We start from the raw sequence: 25,611 nt of genomic DNA, 5'->3' as shown, positions 1-25,611 counted from the left end.
CATGGCACAGAAACAAATCAAAGTTACGTTGGTGCGTTCGGTCATCGGCACAAAGCAAAGCCATCGCGACACCGTTCGCGGCCTGGGTCTGCGCCGAGTCAACACCAGCCGTGTATTGGTTGATACTCCTGAGGTTCGTGGGATGATCCGCAAGGTGGATTATCTGGTTACGGTCTCGGAAGCCTGAAAGGAATCGGGATGTCTGAATTGCAATTGAACAATCTCAAGCCCGCCGCTGGCGCCAAACACGCAGCACGTCGTGTTGGTCGCGGTGTCGGTTCCGGCTTGGGCAAAACCGGCGGACGTGGTCATAAAGGCCAGAAATCCCGCTCGGGTGGTTTTCATAAAGTCGGTTTCGAAGGCGGTCAAATGCCTTTGCAACGTCGTTTGCCCAAGCGTGGTTTCACCACCCTGGACGACCACCTGTACGCAGAAGTACGTCTGTCCGAACTGCAAAAAATGGATGCCGAAGTTATCGACGTCCAGGCACTGAAGCAGGCTGGCGTGGTTGGCCAAATGGTGCGTTACGCTAAAGTCATCAAGTCCGGTGAACTTTCCCGTAAAGTTGCGCTGAAAGGCATTAATGCAACGGCCGGCGCTCGCGCCGCGATCGAAGCAGCCGGCGGCTCGCTGGAATAAAAAGGGGTCACGGTGGCAAAAGCTCAGGCACAGAGTAAGTCGGGTCCGCGCTACGGCGATTTGAAACGTCGTCTCGTTTTCCTGTTGCTCGCCCTGATTGTCTACCGCTTGGGTACGCACATTCCGGTACCAGGCATCAATCCTGATGCCTTGTCCGAACTGTTTACTCAAAACCAGAGTGGTATTCTGGGTTTGTTTAACATGTTCTCCGGTGGTGCTTTAGAGCGATTCTCAGTGTTCGCACTGGGAATCATGCCCTACATCTCTGCGTCCATCATCATGCAATTGATGACCGCTGTGGTGCCCACGCTGGAAGCAATCAAGAAAGAGGGTGAGTCGGGTCGTCGCAAGATCACGCAATACACCCGTTACGGAACGGTCTTTTTGGCTTTGTTCCAGGGAGTTGGGATTTCCATCGCTCTAGAATCGCAGCCCGGTCTGGTTATCGACCCAGGGATGCTGTTTCGCTTCACGACAGTGGTAACACTGGTCACTGGCACCATGTTCGTCATGTGGCTGGGTGAACAAATCACTGAACGTGGATTGGGTAATGGTATTTCCATCCTGATCTTCGCCGGTATCGTAGCGGGTCTGCCTAATGCTTTGGGCGGTATGCTTGATCTGGTGCGTACGGATTCCATGTCGATTCTATCGGCACTGTTTATCCTCGTTTTAGTAGCCGCCGTCACGTACTTCGTCGTCTTTGTCGAGCGTGGTCAGCGTCGTATCACGGTCAACTACGCCAAACGGCAAGTAGGTAACCGTATCTATGGTGGTCAAAGCTCGCATTTGCCGCTGAAACTGAACATGGCTGGCGTGATCCCTCCGATCTTCGCTTCGTCCATCATTCTGTTGCCAGCGACAATTGCTAATTGGTTCTCCAGCACACCCGGTCTGGGTTGGTTGCGTGAAATCGAGGCTGCTTTGTCGCCGCGTCAGCCGCTTTACATTACTTTGTTCTCCGCGCTGATCATTTTGTTCTGCTTTTTCTACACGGCCCTGGTGTTCAACAGCCGCGAAACTGCAGACAACCTGAAAAAGAGTGGAGCCTTCGTACCAGGGATTCGTCCCGGTGATCAGACAGCGCGTTATATCGACAAGATTTTGATGCGTCTGACTTTGGCCGGTGCGATCTACATTACCTTGGTGTGTTTGGTACCAGAGTTCTTGCAAATGCGCTGGAATGTACCGTTCTATTTTGGCGGCACATCCTTGCTGATTATTGTTGTAGTAACCATGGACTTCATGGCGCAGGCCCAGGCCTATGTCATGTCACAACAATACGACTCGCTGCTCAAGAAGGCTAACTTCAAAGGCTCGAGCTTGCCGATGCGGTAATTCACGAAAATGGCAAAGGACGACGTCATTCAAATGCAGGGACAGGTTCTTGAGAACCTTCCCAACGCAACTTTTCGCGTCAAGCTGGAAAATGGTCACGTAGTGCTCGGATACATTTCAGGCAAAATGCGTATGCACTATATCCGGATTCTGCCGGGCGATAAGGTCACTGTGGAGCTCACGCCCTATGATCTATCCCGAGCACGAATTGTGTTCCGCTCCAAATAAGCGGCCGGTTACAGGAAACTAGGAGTCAAACCATGAAGGTAATGGCATCAGTAAAGCGGATCTGCCGCAACTGCAAAATCATTAAACGTCATGGCGTGGTGCGTGTCATCTGCACCGATCCACGTCATAAGCAGCGTCAAGGCTAAGTTGCCGAAACGCAACCGATTTAACAAGGAATAACCATGGCCCGTATTGCCGGCATTAACATCCCGCCGCATCAACACGCCGAAATCGGTCTTACCGCGATTTTCGGCATCGGTCGCACCCGCGCTCGCAAGATTTGCGAAGCATCGGGTATTGAATACTCCAAGAAGGTCAAAGATCTGACCGACGCGGAACTCGAGCGCATTCGCGAACAGATCGGCCTGTTCACCGTAGAAGGTGACCTGCGTCGTGAAGTTCAGCTCTCGATCAAGCGTTTGGCTGACTTGGGAACTTACCGTGGCATGCGTCATCGTCGCGGTCTGCCAGTGCGCGGCCAACGTACACGCACTAACGCTCGCACCCGTAAAGGTCCGCGTCGCGCCGCCGCGTCCCTGAAGAAATAATCGAGGAATAGAAGATGGCCAAAGCTTCTAGCAGCGCTTCACGCGCACGCAAGAAAGTCAAAAAAAGCGTGTCGGACGGGATTGCTCACGTCCACGCTTCTTTTAACAACACGATCATCACCATTACTGACCGTCAGGGCAACGCATTGTCCTGGGCTACGTCGGGTGGCGCGGGCTTTAAAGGCTCTCGTAAATCCACGCCGTTTGCCGCGCAGGTTGCCGCTGAAACAGCCGGCCGTACTGCCATGGAATACGGTATTAAAAATCTTGAAGTTCGCATCAAGGGCCCCGGTCCAGGCCGTGAATCGTCTGTGCGTGCTCTGAATGCTCTGGGTATCAAGATCACCAGCATTGCAGACATCACACCGGTTCCGCATAACGGCTGCCGTCCGCCCAAGCGTCGTCGCATCTAAGGGGAAGCGAAGTGGCTCGTTATATTGGACCAAAATGCAAGCTCTCGCGTCGCGAGGGTACCGATCTGTTTTTGAAGAGCGCCCGTCGCTCGCTGGATTCCAAGTGCAAACTGGAATCGCGTCCTGGTCAGCACGGCCGCACCTCCGGTGCTCGTACGTCTGACTTCGGTCTGCAGCTGCGCGAAAAGCAAAAGCTCAAGCGTATGTACGGCGTGCTGGAAAAGCAGTTCCGCAAGTACTACGTTGAAGCTGACCGCCGTCGTGGCAACACCGGTGAAACGCTGATTCAATTGCTGGAATCGCGTCTGGACAACGTGGTTTACCGCATGGGCTTTGGCTCTACACGTGCAGAAGCACGTCAGCTGGTGAACCACCGTGCAATCGAAGTCAACGGTCACACCGCTGACATCGCTTCCATGCTGATCAAGGCTGGTGACGTTGTTTCCGTGCGCGAAAAAGCTAAATCCCAAGGCCGTATCAAGGAATCCCTGGATCTGGCTACGGGCATTGGCTTGCCTCAGTGGGTAGAAGTTGACACCGCCAAGCTGTCCGGCGTGTTCAAGCAAGCTCCTGATCGCGCTGATGTCGCTCAAGACATCAACGAATCGCTGGTTGTTGAGTTGTACTCGCGTTAATTTTGTACGCGAAGACCTCTTACGCAATGCAGTAATCGCAGGCCCACTTCCCGATTTTCGGCAAGTGGGCTTTGCGATACTATCCCGCTGGCTTTGCCAGTTTCCGTCAGCCTTATCGGTGTAACGAGCCGAGGGTATTGAAAAGGAAATCGAATGTCTCAAGGTTTTTTGAAACCCCGTTCCATCGAAGTTGAACCGATCAGCAAAAATCACGCCAAAGTGATCATGGAGCCTTTCGAGCGCGGCTACGGCCACACTCTGGGCAACGCACTGCGTCGTATCTTGCTGTCCTCCATGACCGGCTATGCACCCACTGAAGTGCAGATTACCGGTGTGGTGCACGAGTACTCCACGCTGCCAGGCGTGGGCGAGGACGTGGTTGATATCTTGATGAACCTGAAGGGCGTGGTCTTCAAGCTGCACAGCCGTGAAGAAGTTACCCTGATCCTGCGCAAGGAAGGCGCCGGCCAAGTTCTGGCCAGCGACATCGAATTGCCGCACGACGTTGAAATCATCAACCCCAATCATGTGATTGCCACCTTGACCGACGACGGCAAGCTGGAAATGCAAATCAAGGTTGAGCAAGGCCGTGGCTACGTTCCTGGTAACGTGCGCGCCCTGGCTGATGATCGCACCCACACGATCGGTCGTATCGTGCTGGACGCCTCCTACAGCCCAGTGCGTCGTGTTAGCTACGCGGTCGAAAACGCCCGTGTGGAACAGCGTACTGACCTGGACAAGCTGGTTCTGGACATTGAAACCAACGGCGTGATCTCGCCCGAGGAAGCCGTGCGCCAGTCCGCTCGCATCCTGATGGATCAAATCTCTGTGTTTGCTGCTCTGGAAGGTGTGGGCGATGCCTACGAAGCTCCAGTGCGTGGCGCTCCACAGATCGATCCTGTGTTGCTGCGTCCTGTCGACGATCTGGAACTGACGGTTCGTTCCGCAAACTGCCTGAAAGCCGAAAATATCTACTACATCGGCGATCTGATCCAGCGTACCGAAAACGAACTGTTGAAGACTCCAAACCTGGGTCGCAAGTCCTTGAACGAAATCAAGGAAGTGTTGGCTGCACGTGGTCTGACTTTGGGCATGAAGCTCGAAAACTGGCCACCACTGGGTCTTGAGCGTCCATAAGTAGTAAGCAAGACAGACGTACTTAGACGCCGCTTACACTTTTTCTGGTGTTGTACACCTGCAAAAAGTGTAGGTGGCGGCTGAAAATGTGCTATTGTTTTGCGCTGTCCATCTGGTCCGCAGCTTAGCTGATAGAAGAACCGGATTTACGCATGTCGCATAAGCGGCGTGCCAATTAGATTCATTATTTAGGAAAATCATCATGCGTCACCGTCACGGTCTACGTAAACTGAATCGTACCAGCAGCCACCGTTTGGCCATGTTCCGCAACATGTCCGTGTCCCTGCTGACTCACGAAGCCATCAAAACCACCCTGCCTAAAGCTAAAGAGCTGCGCCGCGTGGTTGAGCCTCTGATCACTTTGGCTAAAAACCCAACCTTGGCAAACCGTCGTCTGGCTTTCGCCCGTCTGCGCGACCGCGATGCAGTGACCAAGCTGTTTGAAGTTTTCGGCCCACGTTACCAAGAGCGTAACGGCGGCTACACCCGCATCCTGAAAATGGGTTTCCGTCAGGGTGACAACGCTCCTATGGCATTCATGGAGCTGGTGGATCGTCCAGAAGTTCAGGAAGAAGCCGCTGCTGAATAAGCGCCGCTTGTTTCTACAGTAGTATTGAAAACGGACTCTCAGGAGTCCGTTTTTTTATTGGCGGCGTATGGCCTTATTCATCACGGGGTGGGCGTTTTTGGGAAGGCCTTAACCTTGTTGCTGCTGTTGCTGCTGACCTTGATTCTCACCTTCGTTTCGCTTTTGCCCCAGGCTTAGTGCCAAGCCTACCCCTCATATAAGTCCAAGCGTGGGCTTGAGCCAGAGCGTGGACTCCGTTTCAGTACAGTGTGAAGGTGTAAAGCAGGGTGCTTTGACTATTGAAAAAGTTCTGAAAACACGGCAAGCCGCTGTTATATAAGGGTTTTTGCTAGGTTTGGTGGCCTGTAGAGTTTTAAAGTTCAAATAATTGCAGGCAATTGATAAAACCGGCAGTGATCCGATAGTGGGCCGTAAAGCCAATCCCTAAAATCTGCGCTATGTCAGCTTCGCCATGGTGGTGAGCTGTAAAGAACAACGATTTTCAGGAGACTGGCGATGGCACAGAATACATTGCTCACACACGATAAGTTTCTGCTGGGAACCTTTGCTACCAACTGCGGTGGTGGCATGACGGTGTCGACCTTGCCCGATCGCTGGCAGGCTACGTGGGAAAACAATCTGAAGCTGGGCAAGCTGCTGGACGATGCTGGCATCGACTTCATGCTGCCTATCGCCCGTTGGATTGGTTACGGTGGCGAAACCGATTTCCACGGCTATGTACTGGAAACTGTCACCTGGGCGACGGCCTTGCTGGCCAATACTCGCAATATCAGCGTGTTTGCCACTGTGCACACCGTTGCGAACCACCCCGTTGTGATCGCCAAGCAGATCACCACCATGGCGCAGATGAGCGGCAACCGTGTCGGTCTGAATATTGTGGCTGGCTGGAACAAGCCCGAGTACGACGCTTTGGGTGTGAAGTTGCCTGATGATCACGAAACCCGCTATGGCTATGCACAAGAGTGGTTCGATCTGATCAAGAAGATCTGGCACCACGACGGTCGCTTCGATTGGGATGGCAAGTACTTTCAGGCCAAAGGCGTCTACGGCAATCCTCGTCCTGAGTTTGATCCACCTATCTTTAACGCCGCTGGTTCTGGTCAGGGCCGTGAGTTTGCCAGCCGCAACGCGAACTTCCTGTTCACGCCTGCCATGGAGTTGGAGCGCTCCAGGAAAGAAGTGGCTGAACTCAAGGCACAAGGCCAAGCGCAAGGCCGCAAGGTTGATGTGATGACCTTCTCGCACGTGGTTTGCCGTCCGACGCAAGCCGAGGCCAAGGCCGAGTGGGAACGCATCATGGCCAATATCGACAATGGTGCCGTGGATAACCTGATGAATTTGCAGTTTGCCCACGCCCATTCCTTCCCGCACGAGCTGCTGGAGCAGATTCGCGAGCGTATGGCCGCGGGCCATGGTGGCTTCCCGCTGGTGGGTACGCCCGAGCAAGTGGCTGACGGTTTGTGTGCGTTGCACGAAGCCGGTTTCCGGGGAACAACCTTGTCCTTTGTGGACTATGTAAAGGAATTCCCTTATTTCCGTGATACTGTGCTGCCTTTGTTGCAGCAGCGTGGCATTCGCTAAGAGCGATTTTCTGGCTATCGGGCAGGCTTGGGTTTGCTCTGGGGGATAGCCAGTTCACGTACGCCACGCAGGCAGCACCGTCCTGATGACTGTGCTGCCCATAAGATTAAAAAAGGGTGAATCATGCCTGTGGAATTGGCTTCCTTGCCGACAGACCAAGCGCTGCACGCGCCTGGAGTTTCTGCCGAGCAGTTCAAACTTGCTATGCGCCATCTGGGTGGCACGGCCAATGTGATTACGGTCGAACACCAGGGCCAGCGTAGCGGCCTGACGGCAACGTCGGTCACCTCGGTAGCCGCAGATCCGGCAGAGGTACTGGTCTGTGTGAATCAAAGCTCCTCGTCCTGGCCTTTAATGCGTGACAGTGGCCTGTTCGGTGTGAATATTCTGGGTGTCGAGCAGGCAGGCATGGCTTTGCAGTTTGCCGGTTTCAAAGGCGAGCAAGGCGATGCGCGTTATGCCGGACATGATTGGCTGCGTACCGAGCACGGTATCTGGTTGGCACGACAAGCTCCTGCCGCTTTGGCCTGCCAGATCGTGGAAGTAATTGAACGTCATAGCCATGCTTTGGTATTGGGCCGTGTCTTGCAGGTGCACCATGCCGAGCAGGCACAGGATTCGCCTTTGCTGTATTGGCAGGGACGTTTTGGCCGTTTTCAGGGCCAGTAAATCGTCGGGATCGCTGTCTCTGTCTTGGCACCTTAGCCGGGCCTAGGGATAGTCTCGATGTTGCAGTGCAAGAGGCTGTGCCACACTAAGGCACAGCTTTTTTTATCGCTTGTTGCGACGCTCATGACCACCATACTGAATCGCTATGCCCAGCTGCATTCGCAGGATGTGGACTGCGTTCAGCACTATATCTCCCAGGTTTTCTGCCCGCATAGTCTGACCCTGGCGGATACTCGTCAGCGTCTGAATGCACGCTTGTATCTACGCCAAGGCCAGGATGTAGCCTATGGTCGTTTGCGCTATGGCGCGCAGGTGCAGATTCAGCCCCAGCCACTGGACGACTTCTATCTCTTGCAAATTCCTCTGTCGGGACAAGAGCAGATTCATACGGCGCACGGACGTTTCGCGTCTACCTCTCGCCTGGCTTCCATCATCAGCCCGACTCAAGACTTCAGCATGGAACATAGTCTGGAGGCCGATAAGCTGTTTGTGCGTATTGGACGCCAAGGGCTGGAGCGCCATTATCAGGATTATTTTGCCCAGCCTGTGCGCGGCCCTTTGGAGTTCCAGCCTTCCATTCCTTTGGATGCGCCTGGCGGAGCCAGTTTGCGCCGCTTGCTGGATTGGCAGTTTGCCGAAGTGTCGGACGGCACTTTGTTTGATCAGCCCCGTCAGGTACGCCAATTCGAGCAGACCCTGATTTATGCCTTGTTCGAGCTGCACCAGCACAATCAGCCTGCTCATAAGACCGCGGCAGCCTTGCCGTATGTTTTGCGACGTGCCCTGGATTTCATGGAAAGCCAATCCAGCCAGTCCATCACGATTGCTGATATTGCCCAGGCAGCCGGGGTCAGCGTGCGCAGTTTGTACGCGGGATTCCGGGAGCATTTGGGTGTCGCACCGATGGCGCGTCTAAAGCAGATGCGTTTGGAAGCGGCCCGCCGATATTTGCAGGAAGGCGGCATGTCAGTCACCGAAGTGGCCCTGGCCTGTGGCTTTGCCCACCTGGGACAGTTCTCTGCTGACTATCGACATCGCTATGGCGAGCGCCCCTCTGAAACATTAAGCGGCCTGACTCGACCTCGGTCCAGCATCTAAGCGCCGGCATCCGGCGCTACACTAAGGGCTTGATTAGGAGCCCTGCATGTCCTCTGAGAATTCCTCCAGTTCCAAACCCAAACTGGCCTTGACCTTGCCCGATCTGGATGCACAGCAATTGGTGCTGGTGCAGACGACGGTGCCCGATATGATGCTGGCCAAGTACCTGGCTCATCACCTGGTTGAAGATGGAATTGCCGCTTGTGCGAACCTTGCGCCCGCCAGTTTGTCTATGTACATGTGGCAAGGGGAGTTACAGGGTGATGAGGAAATCACGCTGACTTTCAAAACCACAGTGGCCCGGCTACCGGAACTGGCAGATCGCTTGCGAGAGCAGCATCCTTACGAACTGCCTGAATTGATTGTGTTTCCGGTTGTTGGTGGTTTCACCGCTTATCTGGATTGGGTCCGCACCCAGACGCGTCCAGCGTAATCTCAGATAGCCCAGCCTAAAAAACCGGAATAGATTTGTGCCTTTGTCTTTGAAGCGTTCCCCGTTTTCTGCCCAGCGTCTTGGCGCGTGGTTTGCTGTTTTCTTTGTCCTGATGCTGGCCTGGCTGGCAACGCCATTGACGGCGCAGGCAGAAGAAGAGTTTCTGGACCCGGAACAGGCTTTTGTACTGACCGCGGCCATGAGCCAGCCCGATCAGCTGGATATCCATTTCCAGATTGCGCCTGAATACTATATGTATCGCAAGCGCTTCGGGATCTCGACCGAGAAGGCCGAGCATTTGGGTACTCCCCAGCTTCCCGATGGCGAAAAGGTGTACGACCCTACCTTTGACGAAGTCATGGAGGTCTACCGCAACTCGGTCACTCTGCGAGTGCCTGTTCTGGCCGATAGCGGTACGGGCCAGGATCTGAAAATTGATGTGGTCAGCCAGGGTTGTGCCGATGCTGGCCTGTGCTATTCCCCCTCTACGCAAACCTTGACCCTGATCCCCACCGGACAGGGCTGGGAAGTGGCAGGCCCCTTCGGTGTGGTGTCGGTGCCTGCGCCGGGTGAAGGCTCGGGTCAGAAAACAGACACCGCAGGCACGACGTCTATGGCTACATCTGCCAGCACAGGTGGTGTCGCGTCGGCCTTGAGCCTGAGTGATGTGGGCTTGGCGGATTACCTCAAGCAAGCAGGTTGGGGGCAGATTGTGCTGCTGAGCTTTGTGTTCGGCTTGCTGCTGTCCTTTACACCCTGCGTCTTGCCGATGGTGCCGATTCTGCTGTCCATCATTGCGGGCCGTAATCAGCCTGCGCCATCGCGCTGGCATGGTTTGAAAATGGCTTTTGCCTTTGTGCTGGGCTTGTCTCTGGTCTACACCTTGCTGGGTGTGGCGGCAGGTTTGCTGGGCGCAGGCTTGGCAAGCTGGTTGCAGAATCCGTGGGTCTTGGGCTTGTTTGCCCTGATCCTGGTGGTGCTGGCCTTGTCCATGCTGGATGTATTTACGGTGCAGGCCCCGGCAGCGCTGCAAAATCGCCTGAATGAAACCATGAACCGTTTGCCGGGTGGGCAGATGGGTGGCGTGTTCCTGATGGGCATGCTGTCTGCGCTGATCGTCGGCCCTTGCGTAGCAGCGCCTTTGGCGGGTGTGCTGCTGTTTATTTCGCAGACGGGTGATGTGGTCCTGGGCGGCTCGGCTCTGTTCGCCTTGGCCTGGGGGTCGGGCGTGTTGCTGCTGATTGTGGGCGCGGGTTCTGGCAGTGTGTTGCCCAAGGCCGGTGCCTGGATGGAAAGTGTCAAAACCGCATTTGGTGTCTTGCTGTTGGCTACGGCCTGGTGGATGGTATCGCCCTTGATGTCTGGCACGATCGCGGTCTTTGGCTGGGTCGTTTTGGCTTTGTGGGCCGCGGCCTTGTTGGGTGCATTTGGGCGCGGTACGGCAGCGCGCACACCTTGGTCGGGTTTGCGCCAGGGCGTAGGCATGATGTTGGCGGTCTGGGCCATCATGATGATGATCAGTATTGCCCTGGGTCGTCCTAGCGTGATTCGTCCACTGGAAGGGCTGAAATCGTCCGGTACGGTGGCAGCCGCTCAAAGCAAAGTGGAGTTTCAGCGCGTACTCACTTTGCAGGAGCTGGAAGGACGGCTGGCCAAGACCACCCGTCCCGTCATGCTGGATTTCTACGCAGACTGGTGTGTGTCCTGCATTGAAATGGAGAATTTCACGTTCAGTGATCCTGCGGTTGCACAGCGTATGGCACAGTTTGATTTGCTGCAGGTGGATGTGACAGCCAACACTCCCGAGGACAGGGAGTTGCTGAAACATTTCCGCCTGTTTGGCCCTCCCGGCATCATGTTTTTCGATTCCAAGGGGAAACAGCTGGAACAATTGCGCGTGATCGGTTTTCAGGATGCCAGTCGCTTTTCCAAGGTGCTGGATGAGGTTCTGGCCGGTGCCTGAAGTTCCTGATTTGCCCCGAATCGGCCTTATCAGGGCTTAACAGACGATAGATCGTCGCGTACACACAACAAAAAACGCAGCTCACAGGCTGCGTTTTTTGCGTTCTGATTGATGTGAATCAGCAGTTCTGTTCGCGCATCAGCTTGGCGGCTTCGATGGCGAAATAGGTCAGAATGCCGTCGCCACCAGCACGCTTGAATGCCAGCAGAGACTCCATCATGACCTTGTCGTGATCCAGCCAGCCGTTCTGGGCGGCAGCCTTGATCATCGCGTACTCGCCACTGACTTGGTAGGCGTAGGTTGGCATGCCAAAGGCGTCTTTTACGTCGCGCAGGATGTCCAGGTAAGGCAGGCCAGGTTTGACCATGACCATATCGGCACCTTCGCGGATATCGGCGGCCACTTCGCGCAGGGCTTCGTTACGGTTGGCGGGGTCCATCTGGTAGGTGTTCTTGTTGGAACGGCCCAGATTGGCAGCCGAGCCCACCGCGTCGCGGAAGGGGCCGTAGAAGGCGCTGGCGTACTTGGCCGAGTAAGCCATGATGCGGGTGTGGATGAACTGGTCCTTGTCCAGAGCGGCGCGGATGGAGCCGATGCGGCCGTCCATCATGTCGCTGGGGGCCACAATGTCCACGCCAGCCTGGGCTTGCGTCTGGGCCTGGCGGATCAGCATGGCGACCGTCTCTTCGTTCAGGATGTGACCGGCTTCGTCCAGAATGCCGTCCTGGCCATGGCTGGTGTAGGGGTCCAGAGCCACGTCAGTCAGCACGCCCAGCTCGGGGAATTGCTGCTTGAGCATGCCCACCACGCGCGGAATCAGGCCGTTCGGGTTGGCGGCTTCGCTGCCATCCGGCGTTTTCAGGGACGGGTCGATGGACGGGAACAGGGACAACACGGGGATGCCCAGCTCCAGACACTGTTCGGCCACGCGCATCAGTTCATCAGGCGAATAGCGCATGACGCCTGGCATGGAGCCGACTTGCTCCTGAACTTTCTCGCCTTCACGCACAAAGACCGGGTAGATCAGGTCGTCGGTGGACAGGCGGTTTTCGCGCACCAGACGGCGGGAAAACTCGTCGCGGCGGTTACGGCGCAGGCGAGTATTTGGAAAGTCGGCAGGAGGAATAAAACGAGTCATGGAACAACCTTCGGAGAAATCCAGTTTTCGATGCATTCGGTCGCTTCGGGCAAGCCGATACGATCAGTGGAGGAGAAGGGCAGCGCATGCAGGGCGCCAATTTCCCGGAGTTGGCGGCGCACTTCGGCCACCGCCTTGATGCGTTGACCATACGGCAGTTTGTCGGCCTTGGTCAAAAGAGCCAGTACGGGCTTGCCGGTAGGTGCAATCCAGTCGGCCAGACGCATATCCAGGTCGGTCACGCCGCGTCGGATGTCGATCAGCAACACAATGCCGGCAATCGAGGGGCGGGAGACCAGGTACTCGCCCAGAATTTCGGCCCAGTCCTGCTTTTCGTGGCGCGCCACGGCGGCATAGCCGTAGCCGGGCAAGTCCACCAGGTGGCCCAGAAAGTCGCCCGGCGAGAGCGGGTCGGGGATACCGAACATATTGATCAGGCGTGTTCGTCCCGGCGTTTTACTGGAAAAAGCCAGTTTCCGTTGGTTGGCCAACACATTGATGGCGGAGGATTTGCCCGCATTGGAGCGCCCCACAAAACAGACCTCTGGCGGTCCGGGAGGAGGCAGCTGATCGATCTGAGCAGCTGAAATCGTGAAGTGAGCGCGGTGCAGTATCGACATGGTTGCAGCGTAATTCCATATTGGTTCAGCGCCTATTGTATAATCTCTCGATTTGAAACAGTAATGTCGTAGTCCACTGGGTACTGACCAGCGGCTTACGGTGGCTTTTGCGGGGCGCATGCGGCACCCCGATTGATTCGCGATTATCGAGGTCCAAATGAAGCGTGCGCTTTCCCGAGTCGTTATCGCAAGCAGCCTGACGATGGCTTGCTCTGTGGTTTTTACCGCTAACGTGGCCAATGCAGCTGGTCTGCCCAAGCCAGATGCCGCCAAAGGCGAGCAGCTCTACCTGCAAGGTGAGATGTCGCGTGGCGTGCTGGCCTGTGTGACCTGTCACGGGGATGGCGGCAACAGTATTATTCCGGTCAACCCGTCGCTGGCTCACCAGCCGTACGAGTACCTGGTCAAGCAGCTGCACGATTTCCGTGCCAAGGACGAGAAGTCTGTGCCTTCCCGTCGCGGCCCTGAAGGCGCCAACAGCCTGATGACCGCCATTGCTGCTGGCATGACCGAAGAAGACATGCAAAACGTGGCTTTCTTCCTGTCCCAACAGCCCGTGAACTGGGATCAGGCAGCTAACGCTACCAAAGAAGACACCATGGAGCGTGGCCAGAAGATCTGGCGCGGCGGTTTGCCCGAGCGCGGTGTTGCGGCCTGTGCCGCTTGCCACTCGCCTGACGGCGCTGGTATGCCCGGTCAGTTCCCCCGTCTGGCTGGCCAGCACCCTGCCTACATTGCCGAACAGCTCAAATTGTTCCGCAGCGGCGACCGTGCCAATGGCCCGATGATGCATGACATCGCGGATCGCATGTCGGACGCCGACATTGCAGCCGTGTCAGATTTCGCAGCTGGCCTGCGTTAATCAGTCCAAGGGGGCCATTGGCCCCCTGACTGTCTGAAGCCTGACATTCGCTTTTTGGCCCCAGCTTCCTGATAGTCATGGCAGTTTGGGAGCCTTAACAACGGGCAGTGCCGATTTGGGCCGGGTCTCGTGTTGGTGTTTTGTCCAGCGATCGAACTTTGTGTGCGTTCTGCGTTCAAAGTCTGGATGTTTCCGGTGAAACCCCCCACCTCCTAAGCTAGCCTTTGTGAAAAAAGTATCCCCCGTACGTCGCTTTGCGGCCGATTTTCTGGAATTGCTCGGTTCGATGCGCTTTGCCATCAGCTTGCTGATGTTCATTTGCGTAGCTAGTCTGATCGGCACTGTTCTGGCGCAAAATCAGCCCGCCAATACGTATATCGATCAATTCGGGCCGTACTGGTTTGAATTTTTCGACCATTTTTCGATCTGGTCCATCTACAACAGTGGCTGGTTCATGGTCATCATGACGTTTCTGGTGGTCTCGACCACGCTGTGCGTCATTCGTAATGCCCCCAAGATGATCCGTGAAATGCGCACGTTCAAAGAGCATGTGCGCGGCGGCAGTCTGAAAGCCTTTCCCCACCGTGTTGAACTGGAAAGCGCCGGTGCTCCCGAACATAATCGCGAGCAGGTGCAAGGCTGGTTGCAGTCCCAGGGTTACGCCGTGCGCGTGCGTCAGGATGACGACGGCAGCATGATGATGGCGGCCAAGAAGGGCAGCGCCAACAAGCTGGGTTACATTTTTGCCCACTTGGCGATTGTGGTGATCTGTGTGGGCGGCCTGCTCGACAGCGAATTGCCCGTGCGCCTGCAAGTGTGGCTGGGTGGCAAACAGCCCATTACTGAAAACATGCTGATTTCCCAGGTTCCCGAGTCGGGTCGACTGGGCTTGGGCAATCCCAGCTTCCGCGCCAATATGCTGGTGCCAGAGGGAGCCCGTACGGCTACTGCCGTGGTCAATTCCGGTGAAGGCGTCCTGATTCAGCCTTTGCCTTTTGCCCTGGAACTCAAGCGTTTCCTGGTGGAGTACTACTCAACCGGCATGCCCAGCAGCTTCAAGAGTGAAGTGGAAGTTACCGATCCCGTCACGGGCGATACGTTCGAGCGCACCATCGAGGTGAACGAGCCGCTGCGCTACAAGGGGGTCACGGTTTACCAGTCCGGTTTTGACGATGGCGGCAGTATCCTCAGCCTGAAGGGCTATCCCTTGGTAGGCCCCGGTTCCAAGACCTTTGCGCTAAATGGCAAAGTGGGCGAAACCGTGGGCATTGCGGCCCAGGAAAGCCCCAACGAACATGCTTTGACGGTTCAGTTGACCGAGCTGCGCCCCATCAACGTGGAGAACCTGACTGAGGGTGATCCTCAGCCCAAGGCCATGATTGAACACGTAGCCGCGGTTACTGGTAGCGCTGCCAACAAGAAAGATCAGCATCTGAAGAACGTCGGCCCCAGCGTGAACTATCGCTTGATCGACGATCAGGGCCAGTCCCGCGAGTTTGTGAACTATATGCTGCCGGTGGAGCTGGATGGCACCCTGGTGTTTCTGGCCGGTATGCGCTTTTCGCCCGCCGAGCCGTTCCGCTATGTGCGTTTCCCGGCTGACGACAAGGGTTCCTTGAAAGAATTCATGGATTTGCGTGCGGCCACGCAGAATGAGGCCCTGGTGACCCAGGCGGCCGAGCGCTTTGCCGAGCGTAACTCTTCGTCGCCCGAGCAAAAAGAGCTGATGCTCTCCGCGTCCAGAACTGCTTTGCAGACGTTTGTGCGTGCCGGTTTTGATGGCTTGATCAGCCGTGTCCCCGAGGCCGAGCGCGAGCGTATTCTGGGTTTTGCAATTCCCATGATTCAGTTCACACTGTCGGAATTGCGTGATTTGATCAGGCAGCAACAAGGTTTGCCAGAGCTGGATTACAGTCAGGAAAATAGCGATGCCAATCGCTGGATTCAGTCTGCTGTACTGGCGTTTGCCAACCTGCCTGATTACCCGGCACCGGTTATGTTGACCTTGGACAGCTTTGAGCAAGTTCAGGCCAGCGTATTCCAGGTGGCGCGCAGCCCAGGCATGTACATTGTGTACTTGGGTTGCTTGTTTCTGATTATTGGCGTGTTCTCGATGTTCTATATCCGGGATCGCCGTGTGTGGGTCTGGATTCGCCCTCACAACCAAGGCAGCAGTGTCATGGCTGCCATGACATCTCAACGTCGCAACTTGGACTTTAACCTCGAGTTTGATCGCCTTAAAGCGGCGTTCAACCGGCTATCTGTCTGACAAGGTGTAGCTACTATGGCGCAGACCCTTTCTTCGGCCACTCCCTCGATGTGGCAAGACAATATCGCTTCCAGTGGTGACCGGCGCGGTATCCGTGGCCGTCCGGACTGGACGGATGTGCTGTTTCTGGTGGTACTGGCTTTGGGTGCGGCGTATGCGCTCAATGTGTACAGCACCAGTATGGATTACTACGAAAAGATCATTCTGGTGGCTTTTGTGCCGTTTGTTGCCTGGCTGGGGTGGTTGTGGCGTCCGTTGCGCACGCTGCTGGTGTTGTCTGGTTTGACAGCTTTGCTGGCGGTCTGGCTGTACAGCACGGGTGATGGTTTGGGCACCGGCGATATTGAAAAGGCCGATTCGGTTTTTCTGCTGAAGTATTTGTTCTCTTCCCAGTCCGCCATTTTGTGGATGTGCGCGCTGTTCATTCTGGCTACGGTGATGTACTGGGCTGGTTTTTTCAGCAATACGGCGGCCTGGATGGGATCGGGACTGACCTGGGCGGCGATCTATGCCGGGATGACCGGTTTGCTGGTGCGCTGGCGCGAAGGTCACTTGTTGGGTCCGGACATCGGTCATATTCCGGTCAGCAATTTGTATGAAGTGTTTGTGCTGCTGGCGCTGATTACGGCCTTGTTCTACATGTATTACGAGCGTCGTTACAACACGCGAGCCTTGGGTGGCTTTGTGCTGTTGGCGATCAGTTCGCTGGTTATTTTCCTGCTGTGGTATTCCTTCACGCGTGATGCGCATCAGATTCAGCCTTTGGTGCCTGCACTGAAGAGTTGGTGGATGAAGCTGCACGTGCCGGCCAACTTTATTGGTTACGGTACGTTCTCGTTGGCGGCCATGGTGGGTTTTGCGTATCTGGTTAAGGAGAATGGCGAGACGCGTTCGCGTGCCAAGCTGATTCCAGTGTTTTTGCTAGGTGCGATTCTGTGTGCTGAGCCCATGATTTTTGGTTCGCGCGAGTTGTCGCCTACCTGGATGCTGTATTTCGGTATCGGTAGTGTGATCGTGGGTACGATTCTGTATTTCCGTGGTCCGATTTCGCGCAAGCTGCCTTCGCTGGAGGTGCTTGATGACATTATGTACCGGGCGATTGCGGTGGGTTTTGCCTTCTTTACGGTGGCTACGGTGCTGGGGGCCTTGTGGGCCGCTGATGCTTGGGGCACTTACTGGCAATGGGACCCGAAAGAGACTTGGGCTTTGATTGTGTGGCTGAACTATGCGGCTTGGTTGCACTTGCGCTTGCTTAAAGGGCTGCGTGGCACGATGGCGGCATATTGGGCGCTGGGTGGGCTGCTGATTACCAGCTTTGCGTTCCTGGGCGTGAATATGTTCTTGTCGGGGCTGCATTCCTACGGGGAGCTGTAAGGTTTTTGCTGTTCTGGGGTGCTTGTGTTTGGGCTTCGGAATGGCGGTTGTAGAATTGGGAAACCCGAGTTTGGCTGAGTGCCGGACTCGGGTTTTTTTGTGGCTGTTTATTTGTTCTTTTAGGGGCGGGTGCCTGGTAGGGGCTTGAATGGTGCTTTGGGGGGGGGCATAAGCTCTGGGAGACGCCGCTGGTGTGCGGGTCGGGGTGTCGGGGCTTGAGCGCTTGCCGGTGCTGTGCACCGGTGCCCTTGGTAGAAGATCGCGTAGGGCGCATCCTGAACTCGCACGATGGTTTGTCCCCCGGACAAACCATAAGCGTCGTGCTCAAACAGCAGGATGCTTGAACCCCTACGCGATCTTCCGCCCGCGGCAAGCACTCTGAATCGCCCCGACACCCCGACCCGCACACCAGCGGCTCACAGTGTTTGTTTATGGACCAGTCCTAATTTTTTCGGTGAATAGTGGGTGGGTTTAGGGGAAGCGTGATTGCGGTTTTTGGGTTAGGCGTTAATCGGAAGTTTGTTGGATTGAGGTGGCTTTGCTTAGCCAGACTCAGATCTAGACCGCTAAAACCCAAGCTAGCTCGATGTCTGTATCTATCTTCAGATCTATTTACTGCTCCAACTTTAGATACGCGCCTGCACTCGGAGCGGTAGCAGATATGAAGTGCGAAATTTAGAGTTGGGTATTACGCAGTGGTAAGTGGTGCGATCGGGCCAGAAGACTCAGGCTCTTATATGGCAGGGTGTCGGGGTGATGATGGTGTCAGGAAGGCTTTTATAGCTTCCCCATGACATTTGCAATGAAGGCGCATCAATGTGGTGAGAAACGCGGTCCTTTGCCACCCAGGCCCTCTGTGGGGCTTGGGCGCTTACCTACTTACATGGCGGGCGGGAACTTGTCCTGGGATTCGATCAGGAACTGTCTGGCGGCGGCGTCGTGGACCAAGTCGGTCATGGCGTTGGCTTTGAGCAGGTCTGCAGGGGTGCAGGCTTTGGAGATGATGAAGCCTTGTACGTAGTCCACGCCCAGTTCTTGCAGGGCTTTCAGGGTGGGGACGTCTTCGACCCATTCGGCGATGCTGATCATGCCCAGGTTGTTGGCCAGTTCAACAATGGTTCGGACAATGGCGACGTTGGTTTCTTTTTTCAGCATGTCGCAGATCAGGGCGCCATCGATCTTGATGGCATCGGCGGGCAGTTCGCGCAGGTAGGAGAAGGAGGTGTACCCCGCTCCAAAGTCATCCAGTGCGATGCGTACGCCCATTTTCTGCAGGCGACGCATGAAATTACGTGTGTGCTCCAGGTCGTCCAGCGCGACGCCTTCGGTGATTTCTACACACAGTCGGCGGGCCAGGTGTTCGAATCGGGCCAGGATGTCGAAGAGCCATTTGATGAAGGTGTCGTCGTTCAGGGACACGCCGCTCAGGTTGATGGTGACCCATTGGGTCTTGCTCAACTGAGCTTCGTGTTTGGACATCCATTCCAGGGTGGCGGAGAACACCCATTTATCGATGATGGTGATGGTGCCGCTTTCTTCTGCTGCTGCGATGATGCGGCCGGTAGGGATGAGCTGGCCAGAGGAGTCGCGCACGCGCAGCAAGGCCTCGAAGTTCAGGCTGTCCATGGGGCGACGCAAGGCAGCGATAGGCTGCATTTCCAGGTATAGCGCGCGAGAAGAGCCACCTTCCAGCTCTTCAAATAAACGTAGTTCTTCGGCGTGTTCTTGCAGGACGTTGGAGTCCTGCCCGTAGATAATCATGTCCTGATGCAGGCGGCGGGCGTCGCGGGCAGCTCGGCTGGCGGCGGAGATGGCTTCTTGCGGAGCCATGCCGGGGGCGACTTCGACCAGCCCCAGTGTGCTGCGCAGGTTGAAACTGCGGTTGCCAGCCAGCAAGGGGCTTTTGTTCAGCGATTCCAGCACGCTATTGGCCAGAGTGCGAGCCTGGTCGGGTTCGCAGTCTTCAAAGATGATGACAAATTCGTCGCTGCCGATGCGGCCAATCTTGTCTTTGCTGCGCAGGACAGATTCCAGTTGCTCGCAGACTTTCAGCAGCAGGGCATCGCCCGAGGAATGGCCGAAGGTGCCGTTCACATATTTGATGTGGTTCAGGTCCAAGTAGGCCAGCAGGCACGGTTTGTCGTCCTGGCTGCGGCTGAGCAGGCCGTCCAGTGCTTTTTCGATGCCGCGCTGGTTCAGGACATTGGTAACCGGATCATTGTCGGCCATCAGGCGCAGTTGGCGGTAGGTCTCGGCACGGGCGGTGATGTCTTGCAGAGATCCTTCGATGCACTGATTGACGATGGCCACACGCAAGGCAAATTGGCAGGGCTGGGCATCGGCGTCGTAGTAGGTAATGGTCACGTCCTGACCATTTTGTGTGCTTTGGGCGACGGCTTTCCAGTCTTGTTCGGGAAAGAAATTGGTCCAGTGAATGGTGCTTTCGTTCGGGTCTGCGTCTATGTTGAGCATGCGCGCCAGAATGGGACTGATGCGCAGAAAGACGCCGGATTCGTTCAGGGTGAACATGCCGACAGGGGTCAGCAGGTAGTGGGCCATGAGTTCGTTACGGGCGCGCAGGGATTCGCTGCGGTCTTCTCGCAAGCGTTCACCTACGGCCAGGGCTACCATCAGATTGGAGAGCAGGAAGGCGATGACGCCGTTGAAGTTCTCTACAAAGCTGGAGCGACCAAAGGCCACCAGAAAGATGGCTGAAATCAGCATGCACAGGGCCATGCTGAGCAGCACCAGTTGCCAGAGCAAGATGCGCGAGCGGGTGTGCAGGAGGACGGACAGCAGCACGGCAGAGACGCAGCACAGCGCGTAGATAGTGCTGACCCACATGACGGGCTGGAACACGGACGCCGGGGCCAGCAGGGACACGGGTAACAGGATCAGGCCCAGTATGCCCACCGTAGGCAGCAAGCGTTGCAGGCGGGCGGTAGTAATCGAGTTGCCCAGCAATACCGTAAACAGGGAATAGCTCAGGATGAAGTAGCAGGCGATGGTCACCTGACGCAGCACCGGCATGTACTGCGAGGGCAGAATCTGGCCTAGCCACTGGGTATCCCAGCCCATGGCCATCGAACCCAGGCGCAGGTTGCCAATCAGCCAGACTGACAGCAGCAGGTAGATCCAGGCGCGGTTGGTGGCGGCCAGCACCAGCATGAACATGGCCATGGTCAGCAAGCCGCCTTCCAGCAGCCCTATGCCACGGCTAAGACGGATCGAGGAGTTGGTGACGTCAGCGCTGGCCCAGAGCTGAGCTTGCAGGAGGGTGGGGCGGGAGGTCTCGACACGGCACAGCACGGTGTCGGGGTGGTTCGCCTGGCCTAATTCCAGGGTGTAGCTTTTTACCGGGGCGGGTGACAGCGGGGTAGGCGGGTCCAGCTCACTGTTACGCAGGGCTTGGCCGCTGCGGGCGTCTTGGCAGTGCAGCGAAGAAATCGGGGAGGCCGGAAAGTGCAGGACCTGGTCCTGCTGGGGGAAGGGGGCGGGTAGGGTCAGCAGCAGCCAATGGGGCTCGCTCAGGTGCAATCGTTGCCGGGTCGGGGCATTTTCCAATTGCGTCAGTAACTCTGGATCCGCATGCTCTTGCTGGCTGGCCAGCGCCTGAATGCCCAAACTTTGACCGGGAACGGTAGGGTAGCGATTCGGCAGGAACAGTAATGCCCATAAAGTGAGCATGATCAGAAACAAAGGGATGACGTAAAGACTCAAGCCGCGAATCAGGCGCTCGCTGGCCGAAGTAACAGGCTCAAAGCCGTGTGTCGGTATCCCTGGGGTGGTCATGATGGTGGTACAGCCTCCAGCGCTTACCATCGAACTGTCTGGCCACTGACAGCGAAATCTGTGCGTTCCCGGCTAGGACAGGACGCAACAGGCCGGGACTGCGATGCCTGCTGATGGCAGCGCAGTCCCGGCCTGTTTTACGGTCAGATTCGAGAGTTCTTTAAGGCTGAATGGTTGTTACCTGCATTCTTGCCCGCCTTTAAGGGAGCAATCGTTCGGTGGCAAACAAACTTTCCAGGCTTTCGCGGGGGCGGATCACATGAACCTGATCGCCGTCGACCAGAATTTCAGCCGCACGGGGGCGGGTGTTGTACTGGCTGGCCATGGTAAAGGCGTAGGCACCGGCGGACATGATGGCGACCAGATCGTCCTGTTTCAGATCCAGCTGACGGTCACGAGCCAGCCAGTCACCGCTTTCGCAGATGGGGCCAACCAGATCGTAGCGGGGAGTGGACTCCGTCACTGGACGAGGCTCTACCGCTTCCACGCCGTGCCAGGCGTCGTACAGAGTGGGGCGAATCAAGTCGTTCATGGCGGCATCAATGATGGCGAAGTTTTTGGTCTCGCCATGCTTGAGGTATTCCACGCGGCTGAGCAGCACACCGGCATTGCCCACCATGGAACGGCCGGGTTCCAGCACGATTTCCAGATGGCCAAGTCCGTTCTTGTCCAGAGCGGCAAACACTTCGGTCAGCAGCTGGGTAGGGGTCACCAGGGTTTCGTCGGTGTAGCGAATGCCCAGACCGCCGCCCAAATCCAGATGAGTCAGGTTCACGCCTTGCTCTTTCAGGGCCAGGATCAGCTTGATCAGCTTGTCCAGCGCATCCAGATAGGGGCTGACTTCGGTAATCTGCGAGCCGATATGGCAATCCACACCCACAATATTCAGGCTGGGCAGCTCTTGGGCGCGTGCATAGATGCGAGGAGCCTGATCAATAGGCACGCCGAACTTGTTGTCTTTCAGCCCGGTGGAAATGTAGGGATGGGTGCGAGCATCCACGTCCGGATTCACACGCAAGGAAACAGGCGCTTTCACATTCATGCGTTCAGCAACCTGTGCAACGCGCTCCAGCTCGCCTTCGGATTCGACGTTGAAGCACTTCACGCCTGCTTTCAGGGCAGCTTCAATTTCCCAAACCTGTTTGCCGACACCGGAGAACACCACTTTGCCTGGATCGCCACCGGCGGCGATGACACGGGCCAGCTCACCGCCCGAGACAATGTCAAAGCCGGTACCCAGACGGGCGAATTCTTGCAGAATGGCCAGGTTGGAGTTGGCCTTCATGCCATAGCACACCAACAACTTGCGGTCCTGGCCTGCCACTCGATAGGACTCCCAGGCGTCGCGCAAGGCTTGGCGGGAATACACATACAGAGGGGTGCCGAATTCTTCAGCCAGCTTGTTCAGGGGAACTTGCTCGGCGTGCAGCGTGTTGTTCTGAAATTGGAAGTGAGGTGCAACGGTCATGGTGTCGTCAAATAACAGAGGTTAAGCGAGCAGGGCGGAAATCAGCGCGGCGCTGTTTGGGCGTCCGCTGCTTCCTGCGCAGGAGGGTGGTACAAGGGGCCTTTGTAGCCGCAAGCGCTAAGAAAAATGCTAAGTGCCAGCAAGGCCAGCAGGCGGGAGGAACGTAGTTTGTTCATAAGGTGTTGAGCTAGTGCAGACAATGCAGAACATTATGCCATTGTGAGGGACAAAGCATAAAAAAACGCCGGCTAGGCCGGCGTTTGGGTACTGGATTTAGAAGGGGACGAAGGGCTGGGCTTGCGTGCTCGAAGAACCGGAGTCAGAGTCCAGTTGCCGCAGCAGGTCGCCAATACCATCGCTTTGATCGCTACCGCCTTGTTGTAGGGCACCGTCACCTGGAGCGGGCAGACCAACACGGGCAATCGCTTGTCCGGGTGGGAATTCGTCAAAGTAGAAGTCCCCGTTGATGCGCGACAGGCCGGAAGGCATGGGGCCTGGAGGGACGATAGGCTTGTCTTTGAGCGCGGCGCGCATGTAGTTGATCCAGATAGGCATGGAAGCACCACCGCCGGTTTCACCCGAACCCAGGCTGCGTGGCTTGTCAAAGCCCATCCAGGCAATACCAACCAGATCTGGCGTGTAACCGGCAAACCAGGCGTCCTGGGAATCGTTGGTGGTCCCTGTCTTGCCACCAATGTCCGTACGCTTCAATTCGCGCGAGGAGCGGGCACCAGTACCGGAAGTTGCCACACCGCGCAGCAAATCGTTCATGACGTAAGCCGTACGGGCGTCGATGGCACGGGCAGCCGCATCACCGGCCACAATGGGCTTGGCACGCATGATGACTTTGTTGGTGCTGTCGGTTACGTAATCGATCAGGTAGGGCTCAGTGCGGTAACCGCCGTTGGCAAAGACCGAGTAGGCACCGGCCATTTGCAGAGGCGTTACGCTACCGGCACCCAGAGCCAGCGGCAGCACGGCGGGTTGACGGGCTTTGTCGAAACCAAAGCGGGTCACGTATTCCTGCACATACTTGGGACCGACGGCCTGCATGATACGGATGGACACCATGTTTTTGGATTTATACAAGCCTTGGCGCATGGTCAGCATGGGCTCGTAGGTGCGACCGTAGTTCTTGGGTGTCCAGGGCTTGGAGCCGGTCTGGGCTGCGGTCAAAACAAAAGGTTCGTCCGAAATCTGAGTGGCTGGAGTCAGACCACGCTCCAGCGAGGAGGCGTAGATGAAGGGCTTGAAGGCCGAGCCGGGTTGACGCCAGGCTTGCGTGACGCGGTTGAACTTCCCGTCCGAGAAGTGGAAACCGCCCACCATGGCTTGGATAGCGCCGTCTTGCGGGCGTACCGACACAAAAGCCGCTTGCACCGCAGGCATATTGATCACTTCCCAGTAATCGCCATTGCGGAACAGATAGACCACGGAACCGCGCTGAATGCGCACGTCTGCCTTGGCGTTTTTCACCAGGCCACGAGCGACAATCTTCAGGGCGCGCTTGTCGTTGACATCAATAATTTGCTGGGCGGTACGGGCCACGCGAATCTGGTTGGGGCTGGCATCGAGCACCACACCGGTCAGCAAGTCGCCTGTGTCGGGGTACTTGTCCTGCAAGTCATCCAGAATGGAGTCCAGCTGGGCGTGATCGTTTTCAATACCGGCAGGCAGATCCACCTGGCCTTGCGGGCCGGTGTAAGGAGCACGACGGGTGTAATCCAGAATACCGTTGCGTACGGCCAGGTAAGCCGCTTCCTGGTCGGTGGACTTGATCGTGGTGTAGATATTGAAGCCGCGCGAGTACACATTGTCCTGGTAGACGCCGTACAGCAGTTGGCGAGCCAGTTCAGCTGCGTATTCACCGTGGATGGCGTAGCCACCTGCAGGCGTACCCAGAGCCGATTTCACGACGATTTCCTGTGCCATCGCGTCCTGGTATTCCTGCTCAGTGATGTAGCCCAGGGTACGCATGCGGCCCAGCACATAGGCTTGGCGAGTTTTGGCACGTTCGAAGTTGGCAATGGGGTTGAAGCGCGAGGGGGCTTTGGGAATACCGGCCAGCATGGCGGCTTCTGCTGTGGTGATTTCGCCCAGTTGCTTGCCCAGATACGTTCGTGAGGCTGCGGCAAAACCATAAGCACGATGACCCAGATAAATCTGGTTCATGTACAGATCCAGAATCTGGTCTTTGGTTAGCGTGGCTTCAATCTTGAAGGTCAGCAGCAGTTCGTAGAACTTGCGGGTATAGGTCTTTTCCGATGACAGGTAGAAGTTACGCGCTACCTGCATGGTGATCGTACTGGCCCCCTGGGTCTTGGACATATGGGTCATATTGGCCAAGGCAGCACGGCCAACACCCATCCAGTCAATACCGCCGTGCTGGTAGAAGCGATCGTCCTCGGCCGCCAGAATGGCCGATTTCATGACATCGGGAATTTCGTCAAAACGCAACACATTGCGGCGTTCTTCACCAAATTCGCCGATCAACACCTTATCCGCCGTGTAAATGCGCAGCGGCACTCGGGGGCGGTAGTCGATCATGGCGCTAAGGTCAGGCAGGTTTGGCCAGGCCAAAGCCAGCGCAAGCGACCCGAGCAGGACGGCACACAGACCAAGCCCCACAAAAAAGACCGAGGTCTTGATGATGAGGCGGGCAAGCCAGGAACCGGAGCTTTGCTCGGGTTTAGAATTGGGGGAGCGGGAAGAGGAACTCATTAGGGCTGATTTTAAAGTCCAAACGCAGCAGGACTGGGCCTCAAACCAAGTATCAATGTAACAAAATAATACTAAGCAAGCGGACTGTGCTTAGGG

At 56.3% G+C, this 25,611-nt stretch carries 24 protein-coding genes; 18 read left to right on the top strand and 6 right to left on the bottom strand.

Features of this window, described 5'->3' with window-relative positions; translation table 11 throughout:
• Position 1 precedes the first annotated feature (1 nt).
• The 15 genes from rpmD (at position 2) to dsbD (ending at position 11,271) form a co-directional block, all read left to right on the top strand.
• Positions 2-187, top strand: a complete 186-nt coding sequence (gene rpmD / locus NIZ92_RS18960) for a 50S ribosomal protein L30 (protein ID WP_003805366.1) — start codon at positions 2-4, stop codon at positions 185-187.
• A gap of 11 nt (positions 188-198) precedes the next feature.
• On the top strand, positions 199-639 hold the full coding sequence (gene rplO / locus NIZ92_RS18955; RefSeq protein WP_022983333.1) for a 50S ribosomal protein L15: 441 nt from the start codon (positions 199-201) through the stop codon (positions 637-639).
• Between the two features lie 12 nt (positions 640-651).
• Entirely contained in the window at positions 652-1,977 is a 1,326-nt protein-coding gene (gene secY, locus NIZ92_RS18950; RefSeq protein WP_003805363.1) for a preprotein translocase subunit SecY, read from the top strand.
• A 9-nt stretch (positions 1,978-1,986) separates the two neighbouring features.
• Positions 1,987-2,205, top strand: coding sequence for a translation initiation factor IF-1 (gene infA / locus NIZ92_RS18945; RefSeq protein ID WP_003805361.1), 219 nt, complete (start codon positions 1,987-1,989; stop codon positions 2,203-2,205).
• Between the two features lie 32 nt (positions 2,206-2,237).
• On the top strand, positions 2,238-2,351 hold the full coding sequence (gene rpmJ, locus NIZ92_RS18940; RefSeq protein ID WP_003805360.1) for a 50S ribosomal protein L36: 114 nt from the start codon (positions 2,238-2,240) through the stop codon (positions 2,349-2,351).
• A gap of 36 nt (positions 2,352-2,387) precedes the next feature.
• Positions 2,388-2,753 carry a 30S ribosomal protein S13 gene (rpsM, locus tag NIZ92_RS18935; RefSeq protein ID WP_003805346.1) on the top strand — a complete coding sequence of 122 codons (366 nt, stop codon included), beginning with the start codon at positions 2,388-2,390 and terminating at the stop codon, positions 2,751-2,753.
• Between the two features lie 14 nt (positions 2,754-2,767).
• Positions 2,768-3,166 (top strand): 30S ribosomal protein S11, encoded by a 399-nt coding sequence (gene rpsK, locus NIZ92_RS18930; protein WP_003805343.1) that lies wholly within the window; start codon positions 2,768-2,770, stop codon positions 3,164-3,166.
• Between the two features lie 11 nt (positions 3,167-3,177).
• Positions 3,178-3,801, top strand: a complete 624-nt coding sequence (rpsD, locus tag NIZ92_RS18925) for a 30S ribosomal protein S4 (RefSeq protein WP_009459976.1) — start codon at positions 3,178-3,180, stop codon at positions 3,799-3,801.
• Positions 3,802-3,954: 153 nt separating this feature from the next.
• Positions 3,955-4,938, top strand: coding sequence for a DNA-directed RNA polymerase subunit alpha (gene rpoA, locus NIZ92_RS18920; protein ID WP_003805337.1), 984 nt, complete (start codon positions 3,955-3,957; stop codon positions 4,936-4,938).
• Positions 4,939-5,140: 202 nt separating this feature from the next.
• The gene (rplQ, locus tag NIZ92_RS18915; protein ID WP_003805334.1) at positions 5,141-5,527 is read left to right on the top strand and encodes a 50S ribosomal protein L17; all 387 of its coding nucleotides are present in this window, start codon (positions 5,141-5,143) and stop codon (positions 5,525-5,527) included.
• A 495-nt stretch (positions 5,528-6,022) separates the two neighbouring features.
• Positions 6,023-7,108, top strand: coding sequence for an LLM class flavin-dependent oxidoreductase (locus tag NIZ92_RS18910; protein WP_254002453.1), 1,086 nt, complete (start codon positions 6,023-6,025; stop codon positions 7,106-7,108).
• A gap of 123 nt (positions 7,109-7,231) precedes the next feature.
• A complete protein-coding gene (locus NIZ92_RS18905) occupies positions 7,232-7,777 on the top strand; it encodes a flavin reductase family protein (protein WP_009459970.1) in 546 nt (181 codons plus the stop codon).
• Between the two features lie 123 nt (positions 7,778-7,900).
• Positions 7,901-8,875 carry an AraC family transcriptional regulator gene (locus tag NIZ92_RS18900; RefSeq protein WP_254002452.1) on the top strand — a complete coding sequence of 325 codons (975 nt, stop codon included), beginning with the start codon at positions 7,901-7,903 and terminating at the stop codon, positions 8,873-8,875.
• Positions 8,876-8,921: 46 nt separating this feature from the next.
• Positions 8,922-9,308, top strand: a complete 387-nt coding sequence (cutA, locus tag NIZ92_RS18895; protein ID WP_081055347.1) for a divalent-cation tolerance protein CutA — start codon at positions 8,922-8,924, stop codon at positions 9,306-9,308.
• A 37-nt stretch (positions 9,309-9,345) separates the two neighbouring features.
• On the top strand, positions 9,346-11,271 hold the full coding sequence (gene dsbD, locus NIZ92_RS18890; protein ID WP_254002451.1) for a protein-disulfide reductase DsbD: 1,926 nt from the start codon (positions 9,346-9,348) through the stop codon (positions 11,269-11,271).
• 118 nt (positions 11,272-11,389) lie between these two features.
• On the opposite strand, the gene hemB is transcribed toward dsbD, so the two are convergent.
• Both hemB and yihA read right to left on the bottom strand, forming a co-directional pair.
• Positions 11,390-12,409 (bottom strand): porphobilinogen synthase, encoded by a 1,020-nt coding sequence (gene hemB / locus NIZ92_RS18885; protein ID WP_035269608.1) that lies wholly within the window; start codon positions 12,407-12,409, stop codon positions 11,390-11,392.
• Positions 12,406-13,029, bottom strand: a complete 624-nt coding sequence (gene yihA / locus NIZ92_RS18880) for a ribosome biogenesis GTP-binding protein YihA/YsxC (RefSeq protein ID WP_009459957.1) — start codon at positions 13,027-13,029, stop codon at positions 12,406-12,408. The genes hemB and yihA overlap by 4 nt, the downstream gene beginning before the upstream one ends.
• Before the next feature lie 157 nt (positions 13,030-13,186).
• On the opposite strand from yihA, the gene NIZ92_RS18875 reads away from it, so the two are divergent.
• The 3 genes from NIZ92_RS18875 (at position 13,187) to ccsB (ending at position 17,534) form a co-directional block, all read left to right on the top strand.
• Positions 13,187-13,891 carry a cytochrome c gene (locus tag NIZ92_RS18875; protein WP_026484814.1) on the top strand — a complete coding sequence of 235 codons (705 nt, stop codon included), beginning with the start codon at positions 13,187-13,189 and terminating at the stop codon, positions 13,889-13,891.
• Positions 13,892-14,117: 226 nt separating this feature from the next.
• Positions 14,118-16,160, top strand: coding sequence for a cytochrome c biogenesis protein ResB (locus tag NIZ92_RS18870; protein ID WP_035269614.1), 2,043 nt, complete (start codon positions 14,118-14,120; stop codon positions 16,158-16,160).
• A gap of 15 nt (positions 16,161-16,175) precedes the next feature.
• Positions 16,176-17,534 (top strand): c-type cytochrome biogenesis protein CcsB, encoded by a 1,359-nt coding sequence (gene ccsB / locus NIZ92_RS18865; protein ID WP_035269615.1) that lies wholly within the window; start codon positions 16,176-16,178, stop codon positions 17,532-17,534.
• 879 nt (positions 17,535-18,413) lie between these two features.
• Here the strand turns inward: ccsB and NIZ92_RS18860 are convergent.
• The 4 genes from NIZ92_RS18860 to NIZ92_RS18845 all read right to left on the bottom strand — a co-directional run bounded on the left by NIZ92_RS18860 (position 18,414) and on the right by NIZ92_RS18845 (position 25,515).
• Positions 18,414-21,326, bottom strand: coding sequence for an EAL domain-containing protein (locus NIZ92_RS18860; protein WP_238441714.1), 2,913 nt, complete (start codon positions 21,324-21,326; stop codon positions 18,414-18,416).
• Positions 21,327-21,525: 199 nt separating this feature from the next.
• Positions 21,526-22,794, bottom strand: coding sequence for a diaminopimelate decarboxylase (gene lysA / locus NIZ92_RS18855; protein ID WP_009461980.1), 1,269 nt, complete (start codon positions 22,792-22,794; stop codon positions 21,526-21,528).
• Positions 22,795-22,835: 41 nt separating this feature from the next.
• On the bottom strand, positions 22,836-22,970 hold the full coding sequence (locus tag NIZ92_RS18850; protein WP_022983679.1) for a lipoprotein: 135 nt from the start codon (positions 22,968-22,970) through the stop codon (positions 22,836-22,838).
• 97 nt (positions 22,971-23,067) lie between these two features.
• Complete coding sequence (locus NIZ92_RS18845; protein WP_009461977.1) at positions 23,068-25,515, bottom strand: penicillin-binding protein 1A; 2,448 nt, start codon at positions 25,513-25,515, stop codon at positions 23,068-23,070.
• Between the last annotated feature and the right edge of the window lie 96 nt (positions 25,516-25,611).

The organism is Alcaligenes sp. 1735tsa3, assembly GCF_024134565.1.
Lineage (GTDB): Bacteria > Pseudomonadota > Gammaproteobacteria > Burkholderiales > Burkholderiaceae_B > Alcaligenes > Alcaligenes phenolicus.
Note: the sequence above shows the minus strand (reverse complement) of the source record. Positions and strands in the feature narration are given on the sequence as shown.

Excerpts from the sequence above, each read along its gene's own strand:
- rpmD (WP_003805366.1), top strand. The coding sequence starts at position 2 with ATGGCACAGAAACAAATCAAAGTTACGTTGGTGCGTTCGGTCATCGGC.
- rplO (WP_022983333.1), top strand. The coding sequence starts at position 199 with ATGTCTGAATTGCAATTGAACAATCTCAAGCCCGCCGCTGGCGCCAAA.
- infA (WP_003805361.1), top strand. The coding sequence starts at position 1,987 with ATGGCAAAGGACGACGTCATTCAAATGCAGGGACAGGTTCTTGAGAAC.
- rpmJ (WP_003805360.1), top strand. The coding sequence starts at position 2,238 with ATGAAGGTAATGGCATCAGTAAAGCGGATCTGCCGCAACTGCAAAATC.
- rpsM (WP_003805346.1), top strand. The coding sequence starts at position 2,388 with ATGGCCCGTATTGCCGGCATTAACATCCCGCCGCATCAACACGCCGAA.
- rpsK (WP_003805343.1), top strand. The coding sequence starts at position 2,768 with ATGGCCAAAGCTTCTAGCAGCGCTTCACGCGCACGCAAGAAAGTCAAA.
- rpoA (WP_003805337.1), top strand. The coding sequence starts at position 3,955 with ATGTCTCAAGGTTTTTTGAAACCCCGTTCCATCGAAGTTGAACCGATC.
- rplQ (WP_003805334.1), top strand. The coding sequence starts at position 5,141 with ATGCGTCACCGTCACGGTCTACGTAAACTGAATCGTACCAGCAGCCAC.
- NIZ92_RS18910 (WP_254002453.1), top strand. The coding sequence starts at position 6,023 with ATGGCACAGAATACATTGCTCACACACGATAAGTTTCTGCTGGGAACC.
- NIZ92_RS18905 (WP_009459970.1), top strand. The coding sequence starts at position 7,232 with ATGCCTGTGGAATTGGCTTCCTTGCCGACAGACCAAGCGCTGCACGCG.
- NIZ92_RS18900 (WP_254002452.1), top strand. The coding sequence starts at position 7,901 with ATGACCACCATACTGAATCGCTATGCCCAGCTGCATTCGCAGGATGTG.
- cutA (WP_081055347.1), top strand. The coding sequence starts at position 8,922 with ATGTCCTCTGAGAATTCCTCCAGTTCCAAACCCAAACTGGCCTTGACC.
- hemB (WP_035269608.1), bottom strand. The coding sequence starts at position 12,409 with ATGACTCGTTTTATTCCTCCTGCCGACTTTCCAAATACTCGCCTGCGC.
- yihA (WP_009459957.1), bottom strand. The coding sequence starts at position 13,029 with ATGTCGATACTGCACCGCGCTCACTTCACGATTTCAGCTGCTCAGATC.
- NIZ92_RS18875 (WP_026484814.1), top strand. The coding sequence starts at position 13,187 with ATGAAGCGTGCGCTTTCCCGAGTCGTTATCGCAAGCAGCCTGACGATG.
- ccsB (WP_035269615.1), top strand. The coding sequence starts at position 16,176 with ATGGCGCAGACCCTTTCTTCGGCCACTCCCTCGATGTGGCAAGACAAT.
- NIZ92_RS18860 (WP_238441714.1), bottom strand. The coding sequence starts at position 21,326 with ATGACCACCCCAGGGATACCGACACACGGCTTTGAGCCTGTTACTTCG.
- lysA (WP_009461980.1), bottom strand. The coding sequence starts at position 22,794 with ATGACCGTTGCACCTCACTTCCAATTTCAGAACAACACGCTGCACGCC.
- NIZ92_RS18850 (WP_022983679.1), bottom strand. The coding sequence starts at position 22,970 with ATGAACAAACTACGTTCCTCCCGCCTGCTGGCCTTGCTGGCACTTAGC.
- NIZ92_RS18845 (WP_009461977.1), bottom strand. The coding sequence starts at position 25,515 with ATGAGTTCCTCTTCCCGCTCCCCCAATTCTAAACCCGAGCAAAGCTCC.